Origin of the sequence: Faecalibacterium sp. An77 (assembly GCF_002161315.1) — a bacterium.
Lineage (GTDB): Bacteria > Bacillota > Clostridia > Oscillospirales > Ruminococcaceae > Faecalibacterium.
This window is the reverse complement of sequence record NZ_NFHK01000002.1, coordinates 81,503-103,777: the sequence shown is the minus strand read 5'-3', so window position 1 is coordinate 103,777 and position 22,275 is coordinate 81,503. Positions and strand designations below refer to the sequence as shown.

The window sequence follows — 22,275 nt, the reverse complement described above, 5'->3', positions numbered from 1 at the left end:
ATGCAGCAGCTCAAGACAGCGGTGGCGGTGTTTTGCACCGCCTGCATCTGCGCCGAGCTGGTGGGCCGGCTGCTGGGAGACGTCTGGGGCCGCCAGTGCATAAAGGCCGCGGCGGGGCTATATATTCTAGTAGCCCTTTTTCATGCCCTGCCCAGCATTCGGGCCGGGGTGGCCTCCTTTGCGCCGCCCGATGTGCCGGCCGCGAGCTTTGGCACCATGGAGGATGTTGTCCTGCAGCAGACCCAGCGCAGCCTTGCTGACCAGTTGGAAGCACAGATTGCGGAGGAGACCGGTCTGGCTGTGACTCTGGATATTGTGCTGGCGTCCACACAGACCGGTGTACAGGTGGTGCGGGCGGAAGTGTCCGCCCCCGCCGGGACCACCCCGCAGGACCGCACTGCCGTGCAGGAGCTGCTCTGCAACACGCTGGAAACCGGGACGGAAGCCATTGCCTGGACCGGACAGGCGGAAGGAGGGTGAACGCAATGGCCCTGCAGGAACGTTTGACAGGCTGGATGAAAGGGGCAAGAGAAAAGCCCCGGGCCGCCTCTCTGGCTGTCCTACTGGGGATCGCTGCCATGCTGCTGATCCTGCTGAGCGAGTTGTGGCCCGCGTCCGACGGTCCCGCCGCCCCGCCCGGAAGGGAGACGGTGCAGACCGCGGACTCCTACCGGGCCAGCCTGGAAAACCAGCTGGCCGCCCTGATCGAACAGATCAACGGGGCAGGCGAGACTACCGTCATGATTACACTGGAAAGCGGGGAGGAGAGGATCTATGCAACGGATACCCAGACCGGCGGGGACCAAAGCCAGCAGACCCACGTCCTGCTGGAGGACGGCACCGCTCTGGAGGAGACGGTCTATCTGCCCACCGTCTGCGGTGTGGCGGTTGTCTGTGACGGAGGAGGCGACGTGGGGGTGGAAGCGCGGATCACCGCGCTGGTTTCCGCACTGCTGGATGTGCCGTCCAACCGGATCTGCGTGGAGCAGCGCAGCTAGTACATTTTGAGCACAAATATCCCGCGCCGGTATTGCCCCGGTGATGCCTGCATATTCTTCTGCAAATGCGAAAACTGCAACAAACCTGAGGGAGGAACCATTGTATGAGAAGTATGGCTAAAAATACCCGCCGTGCCACTGCTGTGACGCTGGCTGCCGCGCTGGCGGTGGCCTGTTACCTGAACTGGCAGTATGCCCGGACCGATATGGACACCTTGGCGGTGGAGACCGCCGCCGCGGCCACCTCCTCCGCATCGTCGGCGGCGTCGGATTCTTCGTCCTCCAGCTCGGGGCAGGTGACCGACGCTCTGCTCACTGAGGCCGAGGCCGCATCGGCTGCCAACAAAAATTATGGCGAGGCCCAGCTGGTCAGCGTGGCCAACGACACTGGCAGCCAGTTCTTTGATGAAGCCCGCCTCAAGCGGGAAAAGGCCCATGACGAGGCCCTGGACACCATCCAAAAGACCCTCAAAAATTCCTCCCTGTCCGACGCCGAGAAGGCGGAGTACACCGCACAGATGACTGCCAATCTGGAGGACATCAATGCTGAAAATGAGATCGAGACCCTCATCAAGGCCAAAGGCTTTGCCGATTGCCTGTGCTTCCTCCAGTCGGGGCGGGCCGATCTGACGGTGATGACCTCGGGGGAGGCTCTGACAGCGGCCCAGGTGGCACAGATCCGGGATATCGTCATGAGCAAGAGCAACGTGACCGCCCAGAACATCACGGTGGTGGAGGTGAAGTAAAAATCACCTTTCTGCCGAAAGGGCACGTTCCAGCGCGATACAGACCGGCATAAAGAGAAGCTTTTGGCAGTCAGTCCAATTTCAAAATACATTTTTGATGGTCTGAGTGTTGTGAAAATGAAAAAAGGATGGTATAATAACTGCAGAATGGTTCATTGCCCCCAAAATCCGGACAGCGCCCAGCAGGCGGGATGCCGGCTGGCGCCGGGAGCCGCGGCGAAAGCTGTGGTGCGGGGCAGAACAAAACAAAGGCCGGGGTGTGCAGTAGCCTGACACAAGCAACAGCATTCAATCGAGCCGGAATGAACGGAGGACCGTAGAATGGATATGCAGAACATGGATCTTATGGGCGGGAGCCTTCAGATTTCTACCGACGTCATCGCCAAGATCGCCCGCTGTGCAGCAATGGAGATTGACGGGGTGGCTGATGTTTCCTGCGGCAGACAGCAGAGCAAAAAGGCCAAGGAGCTGCTGGAGATCGTCAACATTCAGTCGCCGGTCACGGTGGAAATGCGGGAAGGCACGGCGGACATCACCCTGAACCTGATCGTCCGCTTTGGCACCTGCGTTCCGGTCATGGCCGAAAAGGTCCAGAAGAACGTGAAGAACGCCGTCCAGAACATGACGCGGGTCACGGTCAGCCGGGTCAACCTGATCATTGCAGGCCTTGCCGCCGAGCAGGCGGACGCAGCCGCTGAATAACCCCAAAATAGAATCAAACCAGAAAAACCGGCCTCTCTGCAGGTGCGTCCTGCAGAGAGGACTTTGATGTTGTGAGAGGAATACTATGGAAAATCTGATGCCTCGCCGCCAGGCCCGCGAGAATGCGTTCCTGCTGGCCTTTTCTCAGACGTTCGGCGAGCTGCCCCTTGATGAGGCGCTGGAAGCCAACCGTGAAAATGATGAGGAGCATCCGGTGGATGCCTTTGGCGCCTGCCTGCTGCGCACCTACTATGACCACTCGGCCGAAGTGGATGACCTGATCCGGGATCATCTGCGGGGCTGGGCCATGGAGCGCATTCCCCGGGTGAGCATCACCATCCTGCGCCTGGCAATTGCCGAGATGCTGTATGGTGAGGAGCACAAGCCCAGCGTTGCCATCAACGAGGCGGTGGAGCTCACCAAGAAATACGGCGCAGAAGAGGACTATCAGTTCGTCAATGGCCTGCTGGGCAGCGTTGCCCGTGAGTCCGGCCTTGTCGATGAGGACATCGACGCACAGGAGGAGCCTGCAAAGTCGTGAGCTATACACTGGGCATTGATACCAGCAACTATGCGACCTCTCTGGCTGTTTTTGATACAGCCGGGGAGGTTGTTTGCGCAAAAAAGCGTTTTTTGCCGGTGAAAGAGGGCCAGCTGGGGCTGCGCCAGAGCGACGCACTCTTTCATCACACCGCCGCCCTGCCCGGAATGCTGGCAGAACTGGGAACGGAATTTGACCTGACCCAAATTTCTGCGGTGGGCGTCTCCGAAAAGCCCCGCCCGGTGGAGGGCAGCTATATGCCCTGTTTTCTGGCGGGGGTCAATGCCGGGCAGGCCTTTGCCCTGGCCCGGGACATTCCCCTGATTCGCACCACCCACCAGCAGGGCCATGCTGCCGCGGCGCTGTTCGCCGCGAAAGGGGCGGAACTGTTCGACCAAAAAGTGCTGCTGTTCCATATTTCGGGGGGCACCACCGATCTGCTCCTCTGCGACCAGGTCCGGCAGATTGAGCTTTTGGGCTCCAGCAGTGACCTGTATGCAGGCCAGGCGGTGGACCGCCTGGGGGTGAAATTGGGGTTTGCGTTTCCGGCCGGGGCCGAGGTGTCCCGGCTGGCGGCCTCTTGTGAGGAGGAAATCAAACCGAAATCTTCCGTCAAGGGGATGACATGCAGCCTTTCGGGGCTGGAAAACCAGTGCACCGCCCTGCTGGACCAGGGCCGCAGCCCGGCCTATGTCTGCAAGTACTGCCTGCTCTGCGTGGCCGATACGGTGGTCAAAATGACCCGTGCCGCCCTGAAGGTCTATCCCGACCTGCCGGTGGTCTGCGCCGGCGGCGTTATGAGCAGCGGGATCATTCGGGAATGGGTCCAGAGACGCCTGCCGGCTGTGATGTTTGTGCCGGCTCAGTTTGCAAGCGACAACGCCATGGGCGTGTCCATGCTCGCCGCCCGGGAGGCTGGTTTATGGCTGAAGTAATCACCGTCACCGCCCTGAATCGCTATGTGAAAACCCTGCTGGACCGCAACGACATACTCTATGACCTCGCCCTCCGGGGCGAGATCGCCAATTTTGTCCAGAACGCCAAGAGCGGCCACTGCTATTTTTCTCTGCGGGACGGCCAGTGCAGCGTCAAGGCGGTGATGTTCCGCTCGGACGCCCAGCGGCTGGCTTTTCGACCCCAGGAGGGAATGCGGGTGGTGGTCCGCTGCCGCGTGACCCTGTATGAGCGGGACGGTGCCTTTCAGGTCTATGTCAACGCCATGTTTCCCGATGGAATCGGGGAGGCCCAGCTGGCTTTGGAACAGCTCAAGGCCAAGCTGCAGGCCGAAGGTCTTTTTGCCCCGGAACACAAAAAGCCGCTGCCGGCGTTCCCGGAGCGGATCGGCCTTGTCACCAGCCGGACCGGCGCCGCGCTGCAGGACATCAAAAACGTCATTGGCCGCCGGTGGCCTGCGGTGCGGCTGATTCTCTGCCCGGTGAATGTCCAGGGATTTGAGGCGGCGGAGGAAATTGCCGCTGCCATCGGCCGGCTGGACCGGTTGGGCGTGGATGAGATCCTGGTGGCCCGGGGCGGCGGCAGCCGGGAGGACCTGTGGGTGTTCAATGCCGAGGTCATCGCCCGGGCAGCTTACCGCTGCAAGACTCCCCTTATCAGTGCCATCGGCCACGAGATTGACTACACCATTTTGGACTTTGTGGCCGATTGCCGCGCCCCGACGCCCTCGGCTGCCGCCGAGCTTGCTGTGCCCGACCGGGAGGAGCAGAAGCGGCATTTGTGGGAAATCCAAAGAAATATGCATAAAAATATGCAAAAACGCCGGGAAATATGCTATACTAAATGCAAAGACTGTGCAGATGCCCTGGCCGGTGACTTGCCGCGGCGAAAACTGTACGCAGGTAAAACAGATCTTGCGGCATTGGGTGAGGCACTGCGCACCAACAGCCGCATATGCTGGAAGGACAAAAACCGTCAGCTGGCCCACGCGGTCCAGCTGACCGCATCTTTGAGTCCTTATCAGGTGTTGGCCCGTGGCTACGGAATGGTGGCCGGCGCGGATGGCAAAATCCGTCCGGCGGACCAGCTGGTGGAAGGGGAGACCATTCAGCTCATCACCGCCCATCGCCGGGCCCAATGCCTTGTCACAGCAGTGGAGGAAACCGATGAAAGCACCCAAAACATTTGAAGAAGGCATGTCCCGACTGGAAGATATCCTTGCCAAGATGCAGAGCGAAGAAACCACCCTGGCCGACTCGGTGAAACTCTATGCCGAGGCTGCCGGCCTGGTGGAATACTGCAGCCGGACGCTGGGCAAGGTATCCCTGCAGATCGACGAGATAGACGGCCGGCTGGCGGCCGCGGAAAAGGCCCAGAACGGGCTGGATGTGGAAAGAGACGTGGAGGAACAGACATGAATTACCAGGAGCAGTATGATGCTTACCTAGCCCGGGCGAAACGGGCGCTGGAGGACGCCTGCCGGCGGTATTTGCCGGCCGAGTCGCAGGTTTGCCAGGCAGCCCGCTACAGCCTGATGGGCGGCGGCAAACGGGTGCGGGCAGTGCTGGTGCTCAGTGTCTGCGATATGCTGGGCGGCGACGATGCAGCGGCGGAACAGTTTGCCGCCGCGGTGGAGATGCTGCACTGCTATTCTCTGATCCATGACGATCTGCCCTGCATGGACGACGACGACCTGCGCCGCGGTCGCCCTTCCTGCCACAAGGCGTTTGGAGAGGCGACGGCGCTGCTGGCCGGAGATGTTCTTTTGACTGAGGCCTTTGAGGCGGTGGCGCAGGCTCCCGCCTCGCCGGAGGTCTGCATCCAGGCGACCTGGGCTCTGGGAGCTGGTGCAGGCAGCCGCGGCATGGTCTACGGCCAGGAGCTGGATTTGAAGTATGAGGTTCTGGACACCACCGAGAGCCAGCTGCTTCAGATCCACCGCAACAAGACCGGCGCCCTCATCAATGCGGCCGTCCAGATGGGCGCCGCAGCAGCCGGCGCCGACGCTGCCCAGCGGGAGGCGCTGGAACAGTATGCGTTTGGCCTGGGGCTGGTGTTCCAGATCATCGATGATATCCTGGATGCCACCGCCACCACTGAGCAGCTGGGCAAACCGGCCGGCAGTGACCAGGCCAACGGCAAGACGACCTTTGTGACCCTCTATGGCGCGGACGGCGCCATGACTCTGGCACAACAGGTCAATCAGGACACATGCGAGGCCGTACATACGGCCTTTGGCGAAAAGGCAGCGTTCCTGGAACAGCTGGCAGTAGCCATGCTGGAGCGGCGCAGCTGATTTTTGCTGCAGAAAAAATGATTTAGGAAAAGAAGGGAAGCGGACGATGGAATTGATTCGAAACATTTTGTCTTGGAATGAGATCCTGACCGTCTCGATTCTGGGCTGGCTGACAGCCCAGCTGCTGAAAACCACCATCAGCTCTATTTTGGCAGGCAAACTGCAGCTGGAGCGTATGGTAGGGGACGGCGGCATGCCCAGCGCCCACAGCGCGACGGTCTGTGCCATGGTGGTGGCCACCGGCCGGATCGAGGGGGTGCACTCCTCTCTGTTTGCCATTGCATGCGTGATCGCCATCATCACCATGCACGACGCCATGGGCGTCCGTCATGAGACCGGCGAGCAGGCCAAAGTCCTGAACAACATCATCGAGATGTGGCTGGAGGAGGGCGAGCGCCATTCTCCCTTCCTGCAGAACATGCACCTGAAGGAAATGGTGGGCCACACCCCCCTGCAGGTCTACGCAGGCATGATCGTCGGGGCAGTTGTGGGTTTTTTGTATCCGCTGTCCGTGATGGTCGGTTAATGGAAACAACAGAGAGTTAGGTGACGATAGGATGGATACACCTCTGCTGGATGCGATTACAGGTCCGGAGGACGTCAAACAGCTGAGTGAGACGCAGGTGGTCCAACTGTGCGAGGAGATCCGCTGCTTCCTGGTGGACAGCGTTCTGCGCACCGGCGGGCACCTTGCCTCAAATCTCGGCACCATTGAGCTGACGGTGGCCCTGCATCGGGCGCTCAACTCGCCCCAGGACAAAATTGTCTTTGATGTAGGGCATCAGTGCTATACTCATAAGCTTCTTACCGGCCGCAAGGCCGGCTTTGCCCATCTGCGGCAGCTGGATGGGATTTCCGGCTTTCCCAATCCTCGGGAGAGCGTCCACGATTCCTTCATCGCGGGCCACGGCAATACCGCGCTTTCCCTGGCAATAGGTATGGCCTGGGCCAAAAAGCTCAAGGGTGAGCCGGGCTGGGTGGTGGCCGTCATCGGAGACGGCGCTTTCACCGGCGGCATGGTCTACGAGGGAATGAATAACATTGCCTCCCTGAACAACCTGATGGTCATCCTGAACGACAACAAGATGTCCATCTCCAAAAACGTGGGGGCAATGGCCCGGTATCTGACCCACCTGCGGGCCAATCCCAAGTATTTCCGGATGAACCGCCATTTGAGTGATACCCTCAGTGAGATCCCGGTGGTGGGGCCGCCCCTGCGGGCATTCCTGCGCCGGACAAAAACCATCATCCGGCGGTCCATGTACGATTCCACCATGTTTGAGGACATGGGGTTCCAGTACCTGGGCCCTCTGGATGGCCACAACGTCCGGGAACTGGAACAGACCATGCGGAACATCATGGTCCGCTCAGGGCCGCTTTTCCTCCATGTGGTCACCACAAAAGGGAAGGGCTACCAGCCGGCGGAAGAGAACCCCGGTGAATACCATGGCGTTTCCGGGGCCAAACCGGGCGTCATTCCGGACCCCGAGGTGGCTGCACCGGCATCCTTCTCCACCATTTTCGGAAAGGCCCTGTGTGAAGCAGCCGCAGCTAACTCCAAAATCTGCGCCATCACCGCAGCCATGAAGTATGGCACCGGGCTGCAGTTCTTTGGCCATGCGTATCCGAATCGCTTCTTTGATGTGGGCATGGCGGAACAGCATGAGATCACCTTTGCGGCTGGCCTTGCCAGCCAGGGGATGATCCCGGTGGCAGCCATTTACTCCACCTTCTTGCAGCGGGCCTATGACCAGATCATCCACGATGTGGAACTGCTGAAGGTCAAGGTTCTCTTTGCCATTGACCGGGCCGGCCTGGTGCCGGCGGACGGGGAGACCCATCAGGGTGTTTACGACCCGGCTTTCCTGAGCCAGATTGGCATTCCCACCTATTCGCCTTCCAATTACGCTGAGCTGCGCTATTGGCTGATCAAACTGCTGGGCCAGGATTTCACCGGCCCCCAGGCCATCCGATATCCCCGGGGCGGGGAAGCGGACGTTCTGGCACAGTATGGCTGCACCGGCCGGGAGTATGATTTCCTGATCAACTCGCCGGAGGCCCGGGCCGTTCTGGTCAGCTATGGCAGCGAAGTGGAGGATGTCCTGGCCGCCGGCAGCCATTTGGAGGCGCGTGGCATTCCCTGCAGCGTCTGCAAGCTTGTAAAGATATTCCCCTTTACAGATGATTTTCTGCATGATATCGAACGATTTGGCGTGATTCTGTTTGCAGAAGAGTGCGTCCAGCGCGGCAGCATCGGGGAACAGCTGGTGTCCTGCCTCGCGGAACGCGGATGGCATGGCACCTTTATCCACCGGGCGGTGGATAACAACAAGCTGACCCATGCCACCGTTCCCCAGATGAAAAAGATCCTGGGCCTTGACGAAGAACACCTGGTTCAGGATGTGGAGAAAGCCCTGACAGAGAAAAAGGAGCAGTAATCTTGAAAACTCGATTGGACCAATATCTGGTGCAGCACGGCCTGATCCAGAGCCGGGAGCGCGCCAAAGCGATGATTATGGCCGGCGTGGTCTATGTGAATGGCCAGAAGGCAGACAAAGCCGGCGACATGGTGAAAGAGGACGCCGTGGTGGAAGTGCGGGGCCATGATATCGGCTATGTGAGCCGCGGCGGCCTCAAGCTGGAAAAGGCCATGCAGGTGTTCCCCCTCAGCCCCAAGGGCAAGGTGTGTATGGACATCGGCGCATCCACCGGCGGCTTCACCGACTGCATGCTGCAGAACGGTGCCTCCAAGGTGTATGCGGTGGACGTGGGCTATGGCCAGCTGGCCTGGAGCCTCCGGACCGATCCCCGGGTGGTCAATATGGAGCGGACCAACATCCGCAATGTGACGCCCGACCAGCTGGAGGAGCCGGTGGAGTTTTTCAGTGTGGATGTGTCTTTCATCTCCCTGCACCATATCTTCCCGGTGGCGCAGGCGGTCACCACGCCGGACGCCATGGGCGTCTGCCTGGTAAAGCCGCAGTTTGAAGCCGGCCGGGAAAAGGTGGGCAAGAACGGCGTTGTCCGTGATCCCGCCACCCACAAAGAGGTCCTCCTCAACGCCATGGGCTATGCCGCCGCCAACGGCTTCGCGGTGCGCGGCCTGGACTTCAGCCCGGTGAAGGGACCCGAGGGCAACATCGAGTATCTGATGTTTGTGGAAAAGAGCACAGAACCCTGTACATTGGACGAGGAGGCTGCCGCCGCTGTGGTGGCGGCCAGCCACCAAACCCTCGACCGCTGACCGATTTTTACGGCAGCCCCAACCAGGAGGTGGGACCCTATGACGGTTTACATTGCCCCCAACACCGGCAAAAGCTCGGCCGGAGAAGTCGCTCTGCGGGCGGCTCAGATTCTTCAGACCCACGGCGCCGCCGTCCTGATGGATCAGGAGCTCCGCCCCAGCTGCAACATTGCCGGTGTGCAGTATCTGCCTTTTGCGGAATGCCTGGAAAATACCGATGTCATCCTGACCATCGGCGGCGACGGCACCATTCTCCAGGTAGCCAACCAGACCCTGAACTATCACAAGCCCATCCTGGGCATCAACCTGGGCCGGTGCGGCTTCCTGGCTACCTGCGAGGTGGACGAGCTGGAGGCCAAGCTCAGCGCGGTGGCTCATGGGCACTTCAACCTGGACACCCGGATGCTTCTGTATGTGCGGGTGCTGGGGGACGAGACCTGGGAGGGCCACGCCCTGAACGACGTGGTGGTGACCAAAGGCCGTCTGCAGCAGGCCATTGATTTCAGCGTTTACTGCGACGACATTCTGGTGGAACACTTCCGGGGCGACGGCGTCATCGTGGCAACCCCCACCGGGTCCACGGCCTATTCTCTGGCTGCCGGCGGGCCCATTCTGGATTCCCAGACCAAGGGCATTGTGGTCACCCCCATCTGCCCCCACAGTCTGGCCACCCCCGCCATGGTCTTTGCACAGGAGCGCAAAATCCACATTTGTGTGGGGCAGGTGGCCGATCATGAGGTGTTTATCAGCTGCGACGGCGACAACAATTACCCACTCCGGGCAGGAGCGACCGCCATGGTCCGCCTGTCGGATCAGGTCATTCAGCTGGTGACGTTCAGCAAGGCGGAACAGTTCCAGGCCATCGACCAGAAACTGCGCAGCAGGAGATAACAGACAGCTTTAAAGCTGCAGATCGGAACGAAAACGCTCACAGTTTATGTGAGGGTTGGTTTTGCGGGTGTTTTTGAGAGGAAAGGGCCCGGGCGGGGAGCTGTGTTGACCTTGCCCAGGCTCTGATGCATTCCAAGTGCAGAAATTCCCGCCGGAAGTTGATTTTGAACCGTTTGAAAAGTCTATGGTAGGTAAATGAGAAGGAGGCGGAATTCCCATGAGCCGCAAACCGCAGGAAGATACAAAAACCAGAACGGAACGGCTGCAGGCCATTCTTCGGCTGATCCGTGAACATCCCATCAGCCGTCAGGAAGAACTGCAGGAGTACCTGAACAAAGAGGGCTATGAGGTGACCCAGGCCACCATTTCCCGGGATATTCGGGAACTGTGCCTGGTGAAGGCTGCCACCGACGAGGGATACCGCTATGTGTCCAGCCACAGCGACCGGTATGACCCCAAAGTGCAGGAGCGCTTTGAGACCATTTTCCGGGAGTCGGTGCTGCAGGTGGACTATGCCGGCCATATTGTGATGATTAAGTGCTACTCCGGTATGGCCAATGCGGCCTGCCAGGTGTTCGACTCGATGCAGTGGAAAAATGTGGTGGGGTCGCTTTCGGGTGACGACACGTTTTTGGTGCTGGTCCGCTCCGAACGGGACGCCAAAAACATCAGCGCCGAGCTGGAACGCTATATTGTGCGCAAGTAAAAGTGGAAGATGAGGCATTGAAATGCTGAGCAGCTTGCAGATTGAAAATGTGGCCGTCATCCAGAAGGCCGATGTCCACTTTGAAAAAGGGCTGAACGTGCTGACCGGCGAGACCGGCGCAGGCAAGTCAATCCTGATCGATTCCATCAACGCCATCCTGGGCAATCGAACCTCCCGGGAGCTGGTGCGGTCCGGAGCCTCCAAGGCGGTAATCCGCGCAGCCTTTGAGGAGGTGCCTGCCGCCGTCCAGGACAGCCTGGAAAAAGCGGGGTATGAGCGCAGTGAAGAACTGCTCCTGACCCGTGAAATCACAGCCGATGGAAAGAGCAATTGCCGCATCAACGGGATGCCCGCCACGGCGGCCATCCTGCGGGAACTGTGCGGCGGGCTGATTAACATCAACGGCCAGCATGACTCAGTGGGCCTGCTCAACCCGGCGCACCACGAGGGAATTTTGGACGATTACGCCCAGAACCGCACCGAGTTTCAGAACTATTACAAAATTTACAAGGAGCTGATCGCCGTCAAGCGGGAGCTGGACAGCCTCATCACCGATGAGGAGGAAAAGCGCCGCAAGACCGATCTGCTCCAGTATCAGGTCAATGAAATTGACGACGCGGCTCTGACTGCCGGCGAGGAGGAAAGCCTTGAAAGCCGCCGGAAGGTTCTGGCCAATGCGTCCACCATTCGGGAACAGATTGCCCGGGCTTATGCCGCCCTTTCGGGCGGTGATGAGGCCGCCGGCGGGGTGGACCTGCTGGGAGAAGCCTCCAATGCCATGGACACGGCCGCTCAGCTGGACGAAAGTCTGGCAGATGGGGCCGGCCAGCTGTTGGATTTGTATTATACCGCCAAGGATCTGTCCGCCGATCTGGCCTCCCGCCTGGAGGACTACGAGAGCAACGACGGTGAGTTGGATGAAATCGAGCAGCGACTGGATCTGATCTATAAGCTCAAACGGAAATATGGCGACACGGTGGAGGATGTTCTGGCCTTTGGAGAAAAGGCGCGGGAGGAGCTGGAACGCATCCAGTTCTCCGAGGAACACCACCAGCGCCTTCAGGCCGAGAAGCTGCGGCTTTATGGTCTGGCACGGGAGGCGGCCGAAATTTTGACCCAGACCCGCCTGCGGGCCTTTGAAGATTTGAACCGCCGCATTTCGGATACTCTGGACTTTTTGAACATGCCGGGGGTCCGGCTGAGCCTCCGCCATAGCCGGGGGCCGCTGGCCAGCCACGGCCAGGACAGCCTTGAGTTTTACATTGCCACCAACCCCGGTGAGCCGCCCAAGCCTTTGTCCAAGATTGCATCGGGCGGTGAGCTGAGCCGCATCACCCTGGCCATCAAAAATGCTCTGGCTGACCGGGATGCCGTTCCTACCGTCATTTACGATGAGATTGACAGCGGCGTCTCGGGCAAGGCGGCAGGAAAAATTGGACAGGTTCTGCGGCAAAGTGCCAAAGGCCATCAAATTCTCTGCATCACCCATACCGCGCAGATCGCAGCTTTGGCTGACTGCCATATGCTGATTCAAAAGCGGGTGGAAGGGGATCGGGCCTATACCCAGGTGATGCCTCTGGATATTGAGGGCAGGGTGGACGCCCTGGCCCATCTGATCTCGGGCGACCATGTGACCGAACTTTCCCGCGCCAACGCCCGGGAGATGCTGGCCTTGGCGGAGCAGGAAGCAAAATGAGGGATTCCCGCGCGCCCGTATAAGAAGGAAAATGGAAGCCAATGAGTGGCCCCTTTGGGAGGGTCACTCTTTTTGTTTGTGCTCAAAAAACAAAACGGTCATTTTACCTCTTGACATTTGCGGATAGTTCCTTTACAATTAACACTTGTAAAGGCGTTGATGGGAACAAGTACCCTGATGCGCTCTGCCCAGAGAGGCCCCGGTTGGTGAAAGGGGCGTGCAGAGCCGCAGGCGAACTACCTCCCGGAGCTGCAGGCTGAACAGATGTTATCTCAGTAGGCCCCGCCGCGTGCGAGCGTTATAGACGCAGAGTGTACTCCTATACTCTGAGGGGGTTGCACTTGTGAGGCTGTCATCCGTGAGGGGGCAGCAAACAGAGGTGGTACCGCGAATTTCTCGCCCTCTGCCAATTTTAAGGTTGGCGGAGGGTGTTTCTTTTTGCCCTCTGCCCGAAGTGAGACACAGGAGGTATGTTTTCATGAAACTCTACGACGAACTGAAGGCCCGCGGCCTGGTGGCCCAGATCACCGATGAGGAGATCATCGACGTCATCAACGAGGGCAAAGCCACGTTCTACATCGGCTTTGACTGCACCGCCGATAGCCTGACCGCTGGCCACTTTATGGCCCTGACCCTGATGAAGCGTCTGCAGATGGCCGGCAACAAGCCCATCGCTCTGATCGGCGGCGGCACCACCATGATCGGCGACCCCTCGGGCCGCACCGATATGCGCAAGATGCTGACCAAAGAGGACATCGACCACAACGCTGCCTGCTTCAAAAAGCAGATGGAGCGCTTCATTGATTTCAGCGAGGGCAAGGCCCTGATGCTGAACAATGCCGACTGGCTGCTCAAGCTGAACTACATTGAGCTGCTGCGTGAGGTGGGCGCCTGCTTCTCGGTGAACAACATGCTGCGTGCTGAGTGCTACAAGCAGCGCATGGAGAAAGGCCTATCCTTCCTGGAATTCAACTACATGATCATGCAGAGCTACGACTTCTACTACATGTTCCAGCACTACGGCTGCAACATGCAGTTTGGCGGCGATGATCAGTGGAGCAACATGCTGGGCGGCACCGAGCTGATCCGCCGCAAGCTGGGCAAGGACGCCTACGCCATGACCATCACCCTGCTGACCGACTCTCAGGGCAAGAAGATGGGCAAGACCGCCGGTAATGCCGTCTGGCTGGATCCCAACAAGACCAGTCCCTTCGAGTTCTACCAGTACTGGCGGAATGTGGGCGATGCAGATGTCATGAAGTGCATCCGCATGCTGACCTTCCTGCCGCTGGAGCAGATCGATGAGATGAGCACCTGGAAGGATCAGAAGCTGAACGAGGCCAAGGAGATCCTGGCCTATGAGCTGACCAGCATGGTCCACGGCAAGGAAGAAGCCGAGAAGGCCCAGGATGCAGCCCGTGCTCTGTTCAGCGGCAACGCCGCCGACACCGAGCATATGCCCACCACCGTTCTCTCGGCTGAGGACCTGACCGACGGCAGCATCGGCATCCTGACCCTGATGGTCAAGGCCGGTCTGGCCGCCTCCAATGGCGAGGCCCGCCGTCTGGTGACCCAGGGCGGTGTCCTGGTCAACGGCGAGAAGGTGGCTGCTCCCACCGCCAGCTTCACTTCCGATCAGCTGGCCGAGGGCCTGGTGATCAAGAAGGGCAAGAAGGTCTACCACAAGATCACCCTGTAAGTGTAAGCTGCCGCGACCATAAAAATCATAAAAGAGGAATCTGTCCTGTGCCTCAAAAGTGCAGGATGGATTCCTCTTTTTCATATTTGCAGCACGAAAAGAAGCGGCGCCTTGCCCCGGCCGCAGATGGGCAGGGGAGACGCCGCTTGTTGGAACCTATGAACAGGGGATGACATGCGGGAAGCGGGGCTCCGAAAAGCCCCGCCTCCACAATGAAAGATCCCTACACCACAAGGAAGCCTTATTTAACCAGGACAACATCCTGTCCCTGGGTAACCTTGCCGGTTGCGATGGGCTCGACGCTGGTGAAGTCATCGGTGTTGGTGACAACCACCGGAGTGGTCAGCTTGTAGCCTGCGGCCGAGATGGCAGCCATATCAAACTTCAGCAGCAGCTGACCCTTCTTGACCTTGTCGCCGACCTTGACCTTGGGCTCATAGCCCTTGCCCTTGAGCTCGACGGTGTCCATGCCCACATGGATCAGAATTTCGATGCCGTTGTCGCCCATCATGCCCACAGCGTGGCTGGTCTCGGCGACCTGCTCGATGGTGCCGTCAAAAGGAGCCACCACTTCGCCCTTGGAGGGCTCGATGGCGCAGCCCTTGCCCAGAGCTTCGCTGGAGAAGACGGGGTCATCGATCTCGCTCAGAATGCGCATTTCACCTTCCAGGGGAGAGTAGATGATCTTATCGCCGGCAGGTGCGGCGGGTTTTGCAGCGGGTGCGGGTGCAGCCTCTTTTTTGTGGAACAGATTGGAAAAGAATCCCATAAAGCTTTTCTCCTTATCATTGCCAGATTTGCTGTATGGATGATATAATTCATCCGGAAAACAGCTTATTTCATATGCAATTCTACCACATTTTTCAGTGATTTACAGCAGAAAAGGCCATAAGATTTAGATTTCGTGAATCAGCCTAAAAGAATGTGGATTTTTTTGTAAAAATCAACCATTGACAAGCCGGCGACTGTTTTACAGCTCGTAGGCCTGGCGCAGAGCCTCATAGGCGGCGTCCTCGTTTTCACTGCGGACCAGCAGAGAAATATCCAGATCGCTGGTGGTGATCAGATGCACCTCAATGCCGGCAGAGGCCAGGGCGCTCAGAGCCCGCGCGGCCACGCCGCAGCTGGTGACCATCTCCTCGCCGAACAGATTCAGCTTGGAATAGCCCACGCTGATGAGGGGAGCGGCCTTGGAGCCAGGGGTCAGCTGTGCGGTGGAAATGGCCTTCATCACCAGAGGAAGGTCATTGCTGGAGGCCGTGAAGCTGAAATCCAGCTGGGTGCCGTGAGGGGCGCTCTGGCTGATCATGTCCACGACGATGCCGATGTCCGCAAAAATCTTGAGATACCGTGCCAGGCTGTCAGCGCTGAATGCTGCATCCTGCACACTAATCATCATGACGCCGGGCTCGACGCTGATTTTCGATACTCCATACATAATTACGCTCCATTCTGCCTGCAAAGAGGCGTAAAGTGATTGTGCTTTACACAGGTGTGATGCGTTTAGGTGAAATCCAAAAACGCCGGATCAATGTACTTTTCTACGGTAGCTCGGATGTAATCGTAGTTGAAGTCGCTGTAGTTGGCCCGTACGCCGTGGGCATTGGCCAACTCAGGGGTATAATCCCGATAGAGGTAGGCGCGGACCTCGGATTTGCTGGGCCCGTAGTGGGTGACGGTGGGGTGAAGCTTAGGGTCCAGCAGTTCCAGGGTGACGGTGCCGTCGGGATCGGTGGTCTTTTGGAACCGCAGGGTGAGGATGGTGCCGATCAGCTGGTCCTTTTTGCTCTGGGTGCTGAGGAAGTTGCCCAGAGAGTAGGCCACAAAGACCGGGCGTCCGTCGGCCGCAGTCCGCCACTCTGCATTCTGCACCACATGGGGATGGGTGCCTACCACCACATCGGCGCCCCAGTCCGCCAGCTGCTGGGCCAGAGTCTGCTGCGCCTCGGTGACGGTGTGGCTGTCCTCAACACCCCAGTGGGTGCCTACCACCACAAAGTCTGCCAGCTCGGCAGCCTTCTTGACCTGCTGCTCAATGACATCGGTCTGGTTGGTGTAGATGATGTTGGCCTCCATGGAATCCTTGCGGGGGATGCCGTTGGTGTGCTCGGTGTAGGACAGATAGGCAATGGTAATGCCGTTCACCGTGTGCACCGGGATGTAGCCGTAGTCCGCCTCGCCCCGCCACAGACCGGTGGTCACCACATCATCCGGCGTGGATGCCCAAAACCGGAGGGTTGCGGCAATGCCGCTGGTGCCTTTGTCATAGGTGTGGTTGTTGGAGAGACTGAACACCCGAATACCTGCCCGGTACAACGCTCGGGCACAGTCGCCCGGAGTGGAGAAGCAGGGATACGTGGAGGGCTCCAGCTCATCGGTGCAGAGAGTTTCCTGATTGATCCAGTTCACATCGTAGCCGCTGTAGAAGGGGACCAGGTTCTGGTAGCAGTAGTCGAAGCTGTACTGCGCATCGCCCACCGCCCGCTCAGCGGCTTGCTGATAGATTTTTGCGTGGATCAGGTTGTCGCCTGTGGCGGAGAAGTCCACCGTCTGCACCACGGGCTGGGGCTCGGGTTCCGGCTCTGGCTCCGGAGGCAGAATGCTGGAAGCTTCCGGTTCGGTCGTGGTGGGGGCATCCGATTGAAAGCCGCCGAACCCAAAACAGAACCCCAAAGCCGCCAGGAGGGCTACCAGGACACACCAATAGGGAAGGCGGCTGCGGGAAGATGCTGTGGAGTGAGGGACGTGCTGCCCTTTGGAAGGTCTGGAAGAATGATTGCTCATGGTCTTGTTCTCCTGCCGGAAAAGCTTCCGGCTTGTGCGGCCGAAGCCGCCGGGCCATCAGCGCTCAGAGATCAGATCGCTCATATTGTACAGGCCCGGCTCCTTCTTGGCCAGGTAGATCGCCGCATTGATGGCGCCGTTGGCAAACACGCTGCGGGAATAGGCGGTGTGCTTGAGGGTGATGACTTCATCCGGCCCGCAGAACAGCACCTCGTGATCGCCCACGATGCTGCCGCCGCGCACCGAGCTGATCCCGATTTCCATGGGATCGCGCTTGGCCCGTACCGACGAGCGGTCGTAGACATAGTGATAGGCGCCGTTGTTCTCCTCGTTGATGGCGTCGGCCAGCATCAGAGCGGTGCCGCTGGGAGCGTCCAGCTTGTTGTGATGATGCTGCTCAACGATTTCCACGTCGTAAGCGCTGCCCAGGATGGCGGATGCCCGCTTGCACAGCTCGGCCAGCAGGTTGATGCCCAGGGACATATTGGCGCTCTTAAAGACGGGGACACTGCGGGACAGCTGGACAATCTTCAGATTCAGTTCATCCGACATGCCGGTGGTGCACAGAACGATGGGCACCTTGTGGGCCTCGCAGTAGGGGAGAATTTTCTCCACCGCGGCGGGGGAGCTGAAGTCGATGATGACATCGCCGCGGCCGGCCAAATCCTCGGGATTGCTGACCACAGGGATGCCGTTCTGCTCGCCGGCGTGCAGGTCGATGCCCGCTACCACGCGGCAGTCCTCCCGCTGGGCAATCATATCGCAGAGGACATGGCCCATCCGGCCGCCGATGCCTTGAATGACAATATCCGTCATATTTCGTGATTCCTTTCTGTTTGATGAGGCGAATGCCCGGGACTCCATAGACTCTCCGGGCATTCGCTGCGTTTGTTATGACAGCAGACCGTGCTCACGCAGAGCCTGCACAATCTTGACTTTCTGAGCATCGCCGGGCTCCACCAGGGGCAGACGGCATGCGCCGGCCTGCCAGCCCAGCAGGTTCATGGCGTACTTGACCGGGATGGGGTTGACGTCACAGAACATGGCGTCGCACAGAGGCAGAATCTCCAGCTGGAGGCGGCGAGCCTTGTCGGTATCGCCGTCGAACCAGGCCTGGCAGCAATCGTGCACCAGCGTGGGGGCCACATTGGACACAACGCTGATAACGCCCTTGCCGCCCAGAGACAGCAGAGGCAGGACCTGATCGTCGTTGCCCGAGTAGATGTTCAGAGAATCCCCACAGAGGGCGGCAATCTGGGCCACCTGAGAGATGTTGCCTGATGCTTCCTTGATGCCGTTGATGAGAGGATGCTCGCTGAGCTTCTTGGCGGTCTCCGGCTTGATGTTGACACCAGTGCGGGAAGGCACGTTGTAGACAATCACCGGAATGCCGCCAGCCTCTGCCATGGCGGTGAAGTGGGTCACCAGGCCGGCCTGGCTGGTCTTGTTGTAATAGGGGGTGACCATCAGCAGGGCATCTGCGCCGCAGGCGGCGGCCCCGGCTGCCAGTGCGCAGCCGTGAGCGGTATCATTGGAGCCTGCGCCTGCAATCACAGGCACGCGATGGGCCACGGTGTCCACCGTGAACTTGATGGCAGACAGCTGCTCCTGATCGATGAGGGTGGAGCATTCGCCGGTGGTGCCGCAGATTACAATGGCGTCGGTGCCGCGGGCAATCTGATCCTCCAGGATCTGCCCCAGCACCTCAAAGTTGATGCTGCCGTCCTGGTGCATGGGTGTGATGATGGCCACACCCGCACCTGTAAAAACAGGCTTCTTCATCATAACAAGGCTCTCCTTTTGCAGTTATGAAAAATGAATTTGCATTTAGTCGAGATAGCCCTTGGCGGCCAGCAGCTCGGCCAGCAGCACGCCGCCGCCGGCAGCACCGCGCAGGGTGTTGTGGCTCATGCAGGCGAACTTGTAATCGAAGAGGGTGTCCTCACGCAGGCGGCCGATGCAGACAGCCATGCCGTGCTCGGTGTCGCGGTCTAGCTTGGGCTGGGGACGGTCGTTCTCCTCGAAGTAGTGCAGGAACTGCTTGGGTGCGCTGGGCAGGTTGAGCTCCTGAGCGGGGCCGCGGAAGTTCTTCCATGCCTCCAGGATCTGCTCCTTGGTGGGCTTCTTCTCAAAGCTGACAAAGACTGCGGCGGTGTGGCCGTCCGAGACGGGCACACGGAAGCACTGAGCGGTGATGACAGGCTTTTCGGCGTTGACGATCCGGTCGCCTTCAATGTGGCCCCACAGCTTGAGGGGCTCCTGCTCGCTCTTTTCCTCCTCGCCGCCAATGTAGGGGATCACGTTGTCGATGATCTCCGGCATCCGGTCGAAGGTTTTGCCGGCGCCCGAAATGGCCTGATAGGTGCAGACCAGCGCCTTGCTGACGCCGAAGTCCTTCATCAGGGGATGGAAGGCGGGCACATAGCTCTGCAGGCTGCAGTTGGACTTGACAGCGATGAAGCCGCGCTTGGTGCCCAGACGCTTGCGCTGGGCGGGAATGATCTCGATGTGGTCGGCGTTGATCTCAGGCACCACCATGGGCACGTCGGGGGTGCCGCGGTTGGCGCTGTTGTTGGAGACCACAGGGCACTCGGCCTTGGCGCAGGCCTCCTCCAGTGCCTTGATCTCGTTCTTGGGCATGTTGACGGCGCAGAAGATGAAGTCCACCTGGCTGGCGATCTTCTCAACTTCCGAGGCGTCCTGAACGACCATCTTCTTGACGCTTTCGGGCATGGGGCAGGTCATGGCCCAGCGGCTGCCCACGGCGTCCTCATAGGTTTTGCCCGCGCTGCGGCCGGATGCCGCTACAACGGTCAATTTGAACCAGGGATGATTCTCCAGCAGCGTCACAAACCGCTGGCCGACCATACCGGTGGCACCAACGATGCCTACCTTATAAGACTGCTTATTCATTTCCAAGCACCTTTCCTTTCAAACCCGGATCGAAATTTTGCTTCATTTGCCGAATTAGATGCCTCGGCGGCTTGCAAACCGGATTGTGTTGCAATATAATAAAGACCAGTTGTATAAAACTTATGATATCATTGATACGGCTTCCGTGTCAACCCACTGGAAAGGCGAATACATCCCATGTTGAAAAAAGATTTTTGGTACGATTTACCCAAAGAGCTCATTGCCCAGGAGCCTGTCAGTCCCCGGGACGCAGCCCGGCTGCTGGTTCTCCACCGGGATAATGACGCCATGGAGCACCGTATATTCCATGACCTCCCGGATTATCTTATGCCGGGGGACTTGCTGGTCGTGAACAATTCCAAGGTTCTTCCGGCCCGAATTGTGGGCGTAAAGCAGCCCACCGGCGCAGTTTGTGAGCTTTTGCTCCTGCGCCAGGTCAAGGGAGATCAGTGGGAGTGCCTGGCAAAACCCGGCAAGCGGATGCACCCCGGCAACGTCATTACCTTTGGAGATGGCACCCTGACGGCCACGGTGGACGAGACCATGGAGGACGGCAACAAGCTGGTTACCTTCCACTATGACACCGAGACCCTCTACGAAAAACTGGACGAATTTGGCAAGATGCCTCTGCCGCCCTATATCACCAAACAGCTGGAGGACCAGAGCCAGTACCAGACCGTCTATGCCAAGGAACTGGGCAGCGCGGCGGCTCCCACCGCCGGCCTGCACTTCACCCCGGAGCTGATGGATGCTCTCCGCGCCAAGGGGGTGGGCATTGCCGAGGTAACCCTGCACGTGGGCCTGGGGACGTTCCGCCCCGTTCAGGAGGACGAGATCACCGACCACAAGATGCACAGTGAATGGTACTCCATCAGCGAGGAGACCGCCCGCCGGATTCAGGAGACCAAAGCCGCCGGGCATCGGGTGATTGCTGTAGGTACCACCAGCTGCCGCACTCTGGAGGCGGTGGCTGCCAAATATGGCGAGATCAAGCCCTGCAGCGGAAACACCAGCATTTTCCTGTACCCGGGTGTGGAGTTCCACTGCATTGACGGCCTCATCACCAATTTCCATCTGCCCGAGAGTACCCTCATCATGCTGGTTTCGGCCTTCTATGGCTACGACAAGACCATGGCTGCCTACAAGGTGGCTGTGGAGGAGAAGTACCGCTTCTTCTCCTTTGGCGACGCCATGCTGATTCTTTAATTTAGTCCATCCTTGACCCGGACGCCGATGCGCCCGGGTTTTTGTTTTGCTCAGAGATCCTTCAGCAGGGCGGGGTCGATGGTGCGATTCTGGAAATAGTAGGTCCGGTCGTGTTCGCCGATCTCACGCACGACGCGACAGGGCGTGCCTACCGCAAGAACGTTGGCGGGCAGGTCCTTGGTGACCACGCCGCCTGCGCCCACAACGGTGTTGTCTCCGATAGTGACGCCGGGCAGAACGATGACCCCGGCGCCCAGCCAGCAGTTTCGGCCGATGCGGACCGGGGCATTATACTGATAACTCTTTTCCCGCAGCTGGGGGAGAATGGGATGCCCGGCGGTGGCCAGTACCACGTTGGGAGCCAGCATGGTGTAGTCGCCTACATAAATATGGGTGTCGTCCACCAGAGTCAGGTTGAAGTTGGCGTAGACATTCCGGCCAAAGTGGACATAGCGCCCGCCAAAGTTGGCGTGGAGCGGCGGCTCGATGTAGCAGTCCTCGCCGATTTCGGCGAACATCTCCCGCAGCATGGCGGTGCGCTTCTCCATTTCGGTGGGACGGGTCTGATTGAAGTCGTAGAGCTTATCCAGACAGGCGGTCTGCTCTTTGACAATGTCGGGATCACCCGGCAGATACAAGTCGGTGGTGTGCATCTTTTCGCGTTCGGTCATTGGATGTACCCTCCCTGTTGTATGGCGTTTGTACGGCTCTATTATAAGAGAAAGGCGGCGGATTTGCCAGCCCTTTTTCATGGTAAAACAGGGGCATCACCCAAATGGGAAAAACATGCAAAAATGCCGGCTCTGCAGTTGAAAAAAAGCCGCGCAGAAGGTATAATATTTCAGTATGCATCTGATGCAGCACTGCCTGCAGGAGCGCGCAGCTGTTCTCTGCGCATA

The 22,275-nt window shown here is 59.1% G+C and carries 24 protein-coding genes and 1 other annotated feature; of the genes, 17 read left to right on the top strand and 7 right to left on the bottom strand.

Annotated elements, in window-relative coordinates; translation table 11 throughout:
* The 16 genes from B5G28_RS01555 to tyrS all read left to right on the top strand — a co-directional run bounded on the left by B5G28_RS01555 (window position 1) and on the right by tyrS (window position 14,473).
* Window positions 1-480 carry a hypothetical protein gene (locus B5G28_RS01555; RefSeq protein ID WP_087245755.1) on the top strand — a complete coding sequence of 160 codons (480 nt, stop codon included), beginning with the start codon at window positions 1-3 and terminating at the stop codon, window positions 478-480.
* Window positions 481-485: 5 nt separating this feature from the next.
* Entirely contained in the window at window positions 486-998 is a 513-nt protein-coding gene (locus B5G28_RS01550; protein ID WP_242967425.1) for a stage III sporulation protein AG, read from the top strand.
* Window positions 999-1,102: 104 nt separating this feature from the next.
* Window positions 1,103-1,744 (top strand): SpoIIIAH-like family protein, encoded by a 642-nt coding sequence (locus B5G28_RS01545; protein ID WP_087245753.1) that lies wholly within the window; start codon window positions 1,103-1,105, stop codon window positions 1,742-1,744.
* 321 nt (window positions 1,745-2,065) lie between these two features.
* Window positions 2,066-2,446 carry an Asp23/Gls24 family envelope stress response protein gene (locus B5G28_RS01540; protein ID WP_087245751.1) on the top strand — a complete coding sequence of 127 codons (381 nt, stop codon included), beginning with the start codon at window positions 2,066-2,068 and terminating at the stop codon, window positions 2,444-2,446.
* An 85-nt stretch (window positions 2,447-2,531) separates the two neighbouring features.
* Window positions 2,532-2,987, top strand: a complete 456-nt coding sequence (gene nusB / locus B5G28_RS01535; RefSeq protein ID WP_087245749.1) for a transcription antitermination factor NusB — start codon at window positions 2,532-2,534, stop codon at window positions 2,985-2,987.
* Window positions 2,984-3,922 carry a glycoprotease gene (locus B5G28_RS01530; protein WP_087245747.1) on the top strand — a complete coding sequence of 313 codons (939 nt, stop codon included), beginning with the start codon at window positions 2,984-2,986 and terminating at the stop codon, window positions 3,920-3,922. Before nusB ends, B5G28_RS01530 begins: the two co-directional genes overlap by 4 nt.
* The gene (gene xseA, locus B5G28_RS01525; RefSeq protein ID WP_087245745.1) at window positions 3,910-5,130 is read left to right on the top strand and encodes an exodeoxyribonuclease VII large subunit; all 1,221 of its coding nucleotides are present in this window, start codon (window positions 3,910-3,912) and stop codon (window positions 5,128-5,130) included. Before B5G28_RS01530 ends, xseA begins: the two co-directional genes overlap by 13 nt.
* The gene (xseB, locus tag B5G28_RS01520) at window positions 5,108-5,359 is read left to right on the top strand and encodes an exodeoxyribonuclease VII small subunit (RefSeq protein WP_242956699.1); all 252 of its coding nucleotides are present in this window, start codon (window positions 5,108-5,110) and stop codon (window positions 5,357-5,359) included. The genes xseA and xseB overlap by 23 nt, the downstream gene beginning before the upstream one ends.
* Entirely contained in the window at window positions 5,356-6,237 is an 882-nt protein-coding gene (locus tag B5G28_RS01515) for a polyprenyl synthetase family protein (RefSeq protein ID WP_087245743.1), read from the top strand. Before xseB ends, B5G28_RS01515 begins: the two co-directional genes overlap by 4 nt.
* A 46-nt stretch (window positions 6,238-6,283) precedes the next feature.
* On the top strand, window positions 6,284-6,763 hold the full coding sequence (locus B5G28_RS01510; RefSeq protein ID WP_087245741.1) for a divergent PAP2 family protein: 480 nt from the start codon (window positions 6,284-6,286) through the stop codon (window positions 6,761-6,763).
* A 31-nt stretch (window positions 6,764-6,794) separates the two neighbouring features.
* Window positions 6,795-8,675 carry a 1-deoxy-D-xylulose-5-phosphate synthase gene (dxs, locus tag B5G28_RS01505; protein WP_087245739.1) on the top strand — a complete coding sequence of 627 codons (1,881 nt, stop codon included), beginning with the start codon at window positions 6,795-6,797 and terminating at the stop codon, window positions 8,673-8,675.
* A gap of 2 nt (window positions 8,676-8,677) precedes the next feature.
* A complete protein-coding gene (locus tag B5G28_RS01500) occupies window positions 8,678-9,481 on the top strand; it encodes a TlyA family RNA methyltransferase (RefSeq protein WP_087245737.1) in 804 nt (267 codons plus the stop codon).
* Window positions 9,482-9,520: 39 nt separating this feature from the next.
* Window positions 9,521-10,372, top strand: coding sequence for an NAD(+)/NADH kinase (locus B5G28_RS01495; RefSeq protein ID WP_087245735.1), 852 nt, complete (start codon window positions 9,521-9,523; stop codon window positions 10,370-10,372).
* 217 nt (window positions 10,373-10,589) lie between these two features.
* Window positions 10,590-11,078, top strand: a complete 489-nt coding sequence (locus B5G28_RS01490) for an arginine repressor (protein ID WP_087245733.1) — start codon at window positions 10,590-10,592, stop codon at window positions 11,076-11,078.
* Between the two features lie 22 nt (window positions 11,079-11,100).
* A complete protein-coding gene (recN, locus tag B5G28_RS01485; RefSeq protein ID WP_087245731.1) occupies window positions 11,101-12,774 on the top strand; it encodes a DNA repair protein RecN in 1,674 nt (557 codons plus the stop codon).
* Window positions 12,775-12,921: 147 nt separating this feature from the next.
* Window positions 12,922-13,181 (top strand) — a binding site (T-box leader).
* A gap of 71 nt (window positions 13,182-13,252) precedes the next feature.
* Complete coding sequence (gene tyrS, locus B5G28_RS01480) at window positions 13,253-14,473, top strand: tyrosine--tRNA ligase (RefSeq protein ID WP_087245729.1); 1,221 nt, start codon at window positions 13,253-13,255, stop codon at window positions 14,471-14,473.
* Between the two features lie 241 nt (window positions 14,474-14,714).
* Here the strand turns inward: tyrS and B5G28_RS01475 are convergent, their stop codons facing one another.
* The 6 genes from B5G28_RS01475 to asd all read right to left on the bottom strand — a co-directional run bounded on the left by B5G28_RS01475 (window position 14,715) and on the right by asd (window position 20,170).
* Window positions 14,715-15,242: a PTS glucose transporter subunit IIA gene (locus tag B5G28_RS01475; protein WP_087245727.1), complete on the bottom strand. Its 528-nt coding sequence runs from the start codon at window positions 15,240-15,242 to the stop codon at window positions 14,715-14,717.
* 201 nt (window positions 15,243-15,443) lie between these two features.
* On the bottom strand, window positions 15,444-15,911 hold the full coding sequence (locus B5G28_RS01470; RefSeq protein WP_087245725.1) for an ACT domain-containing protein: 468 nt from the start codon (window positions 15,909-15,911) through the stop codon (window positions 15,444-15,446).
* A 65-nt stretch (window positions 15,912-15,976) separates the two neighbouring features.
* The gene (locus tag B5G28_RS01465) at window positions 15,977-17,257 is read right to left on the bottom strand and encodes a CapA family protein (RefSeq protein WP_087245723.1); all 1,281 of its coding nucleotides are present in this window, start codon (window positions 17,255-17,257) and stop codon (window positions 15,977-15,979) included.
* Between the two features lie 57 nt (window positions 17,258-17,314).
* The gene (gene dapB / locus B5G28_RS01460; protein WP_087245721.1) at window positions 17,315-18,073 is read right to left on the bottom strand and encodes a 4-hydroxy-tetrahydrodipicolinate reductase; all 759 of its coding nucleotides are present in this window, start codon (window positions 18,071-18,073) and stop codon (window positions 17,315-17,317) included.
* Window positions 18,074-18,148: 75 nt separating this feature from the next.
* Window positions 18,149-19,039 (bottom strand): 4-hydroxy-tetrahydrodipicolinate synthase, encoded by an 891-nt coding sequence (gene dapA, locus B5G28_RS01455; RefSeq protein WP_087245905.1) that lies wholly within the window; start codon window positions 19,037-19,039, stop codon window positions 18,149-18,151.
* 45 nt (window positions 19,040-19,084) lie between these two features.
* Window positions 19,085-20,170: an aspartate-semialdehyde dehydrogenase gene (asd, locus tag B5G28_RS01450; protein ID WP_087245719.1), complete on the bottom strand. Its 1,086-nt coding sequence runs from the start codon at window positions 20,168-20,170 to the stop codon at window positions 19,085-19,087.
* A gap of 177 nt (window positions 20,171-20,347) precedes the next feature.
* On the opposite strand from asd, the gene queA reads away from it, so the two are divergent.
* On the top strand, window positions 20,348-21,376 hold the full coding sequence (gene queA / locus B5G28_RS01445) for a tRNA preQ1(34) S-adenosylmethionine ribosyltransferase-isomerase QueA (RefSeq protein WP_087245717.1): 1,029 nt from the start codon (window positions 20,348-20,350) through the stop codon (window positions 21,374-21,376).
* A 50-nt stretch (window positions 21,377-21,426) separates the two neighbouring features.
* On the opposite strand, the gene B5G28_RS01440 is transcribed toward queA, so the two are convergent.
* Window positions 21,427-22,047, bottom strand: a complete 621-nt coding sequence (locus tag B5G28_RS01440) for a sugar O-acetyltransferase (RefSeq protein ID WP_087245715.1) — start codon at window positions 22,045-22,047, stop codon at window positions 21,427-21,429.
* Window positions 22,048-22,275 lie beyond the last annotated feature (228 nt).

Coding starts and splice junctions, on each gene's coding strand:
- B5G28_RS01555 (WP_087245755.1), top strand. CDS start 1: ATGCAGCAGCTCAAGACAGCGGTGGCGGTGTTTTGCACCGCCTGCATC.
- B5G28_RS01550 (WP_242967425.1), top strand. CDS start 486: ATGGCCCTGCAGGAACGTTTGACAGGCTGGATGAAAGGGGCAAGAGAA.
- B5G28_RS01545 (WP_087245753.1), top strand. CDS start 1,103: ATGAGAAGTATGGCTAAAAATACCCGCCGTGCCACTGCTGTGACGCTG.
- B5G28_RS01540 (WP_087245751.1), top strand. CDS start 2,066: ATGGATATGCAGAACATGGATCTTATGGGCGGGAGCCTTCAGATTTCT.
- nusB (WP_087245749.1), top strand. CDS start 2,532: ATGGAAAATCTGATGCCTCGCCGCCAGGCCCGCGAGAATGCGTTCCTG.
- xseA (WP_087245745.1), top strand. CDS start 3,910: ATGGCTGAAGTAATCACCGTCACCGCCCTGAATCGCTATGTGAAAACC.
- xseB (WP_242956699.1), top strand. CDS start 5,108: ATGAAAGCACCCAAAACATTTGAAGAAGGCATGTCCCGACTGGAAGAT.
- B5G28_RS01515 (WP_087245743.1), top strand. CDS start 5,356: ATGAATTACCAGGAGCAGTATGATGCTTACCTAGCCCGGGCGAAACGG.
- B5G28_RS01510 (WP_087245741.1), top strand. CDS start 6,284: ATGGAATTGATTCGAAACATTTTGTCTTGGAATGAGATCCTGACCGTC.
- dxs (WP_087245739.1), top strand. CDS start 6,795: ATGGATACACCTCTGCTGGATGCGATTACAGGTCCGGAGGACGTCAAA.
- B5G28_RS01495 (WP_087245735.1), top strand. CDS start 9,521: ATGACGGTTTACATTGCCCCCAACACCGGCAAAAGCTCGGCCGGAGAA.
- B5G28_RS01490 (WP_087245733.1), top strand. CDS start 10,590: ATGAGCCGCAAACCGCAGGAAGATACAAAAACCAGAACGGAACGGCTG.
- recN (WP_087245731.1), top strand. CDS start 11,101: ATGCTGAGCAGCTTGCAGATTGAAAATGTGGCCGTCATCCAGAAGGCC.
- tyrS (WP_087245729.1), top strand. CDS start 13,253: ATGAAACTCTACGACGAACTGAAGGCCCGCGGCCTGGTGGCCCAGATC.
- B5G28_RS01475 (WP_087245727.1), bottom strand. CDS start 15,242: ATGGGATTCTTTTCCAATCTGTTCCACAAAAAAGAGGCTGCACCCGCA.
- B5G28_RS01470 (WP_087245725.1), bottom strand. CDS start 15,911: ATGTATGGAGTATCGAAAATCAGCGTCGAGCCCGGCGTCATGATGATT.
- B5G28_RS01465 (WP_087245723.1), bottom strand. CDS start 17,257: ATGAGCAATCATTCTTCCAGACCTTCCAAAGGGCAGCACGTCCCTCAC.
- dapB (WP_087245721.1), bottom strand. CDS start 18,073: ATGACGGATATTGTCATTCAAGGCATCGGCGGCCGGATGGGCCATGTC.
- dapA (WP_087245905.1), bottom strand. CDS start 19,039: ATGAAGAAGCCTGTTTTTACAGGTGCGGGTGTGGCCATCATCACACCC.
- asd (WP_087245719.1), bottom strand. CDS start 20,170: ATGAATAAGCAGTCTTATAAGGTAGGCATCGTTGGTGCCACCGGTATG.
- queA (WP_087245717.1), top strand. CDS start 20,348: ATGTTGAAAAAAGATTTTTGGTACGATTTACCCAAAGAGCTCATTGCC.
- B5G28_RS01440 (WP_087245715.1), bottom strand. CDS start 22,047: ATGACCGAACGCGAAAAGATGCACACCACCGACTTGTATCTGCCGGGT.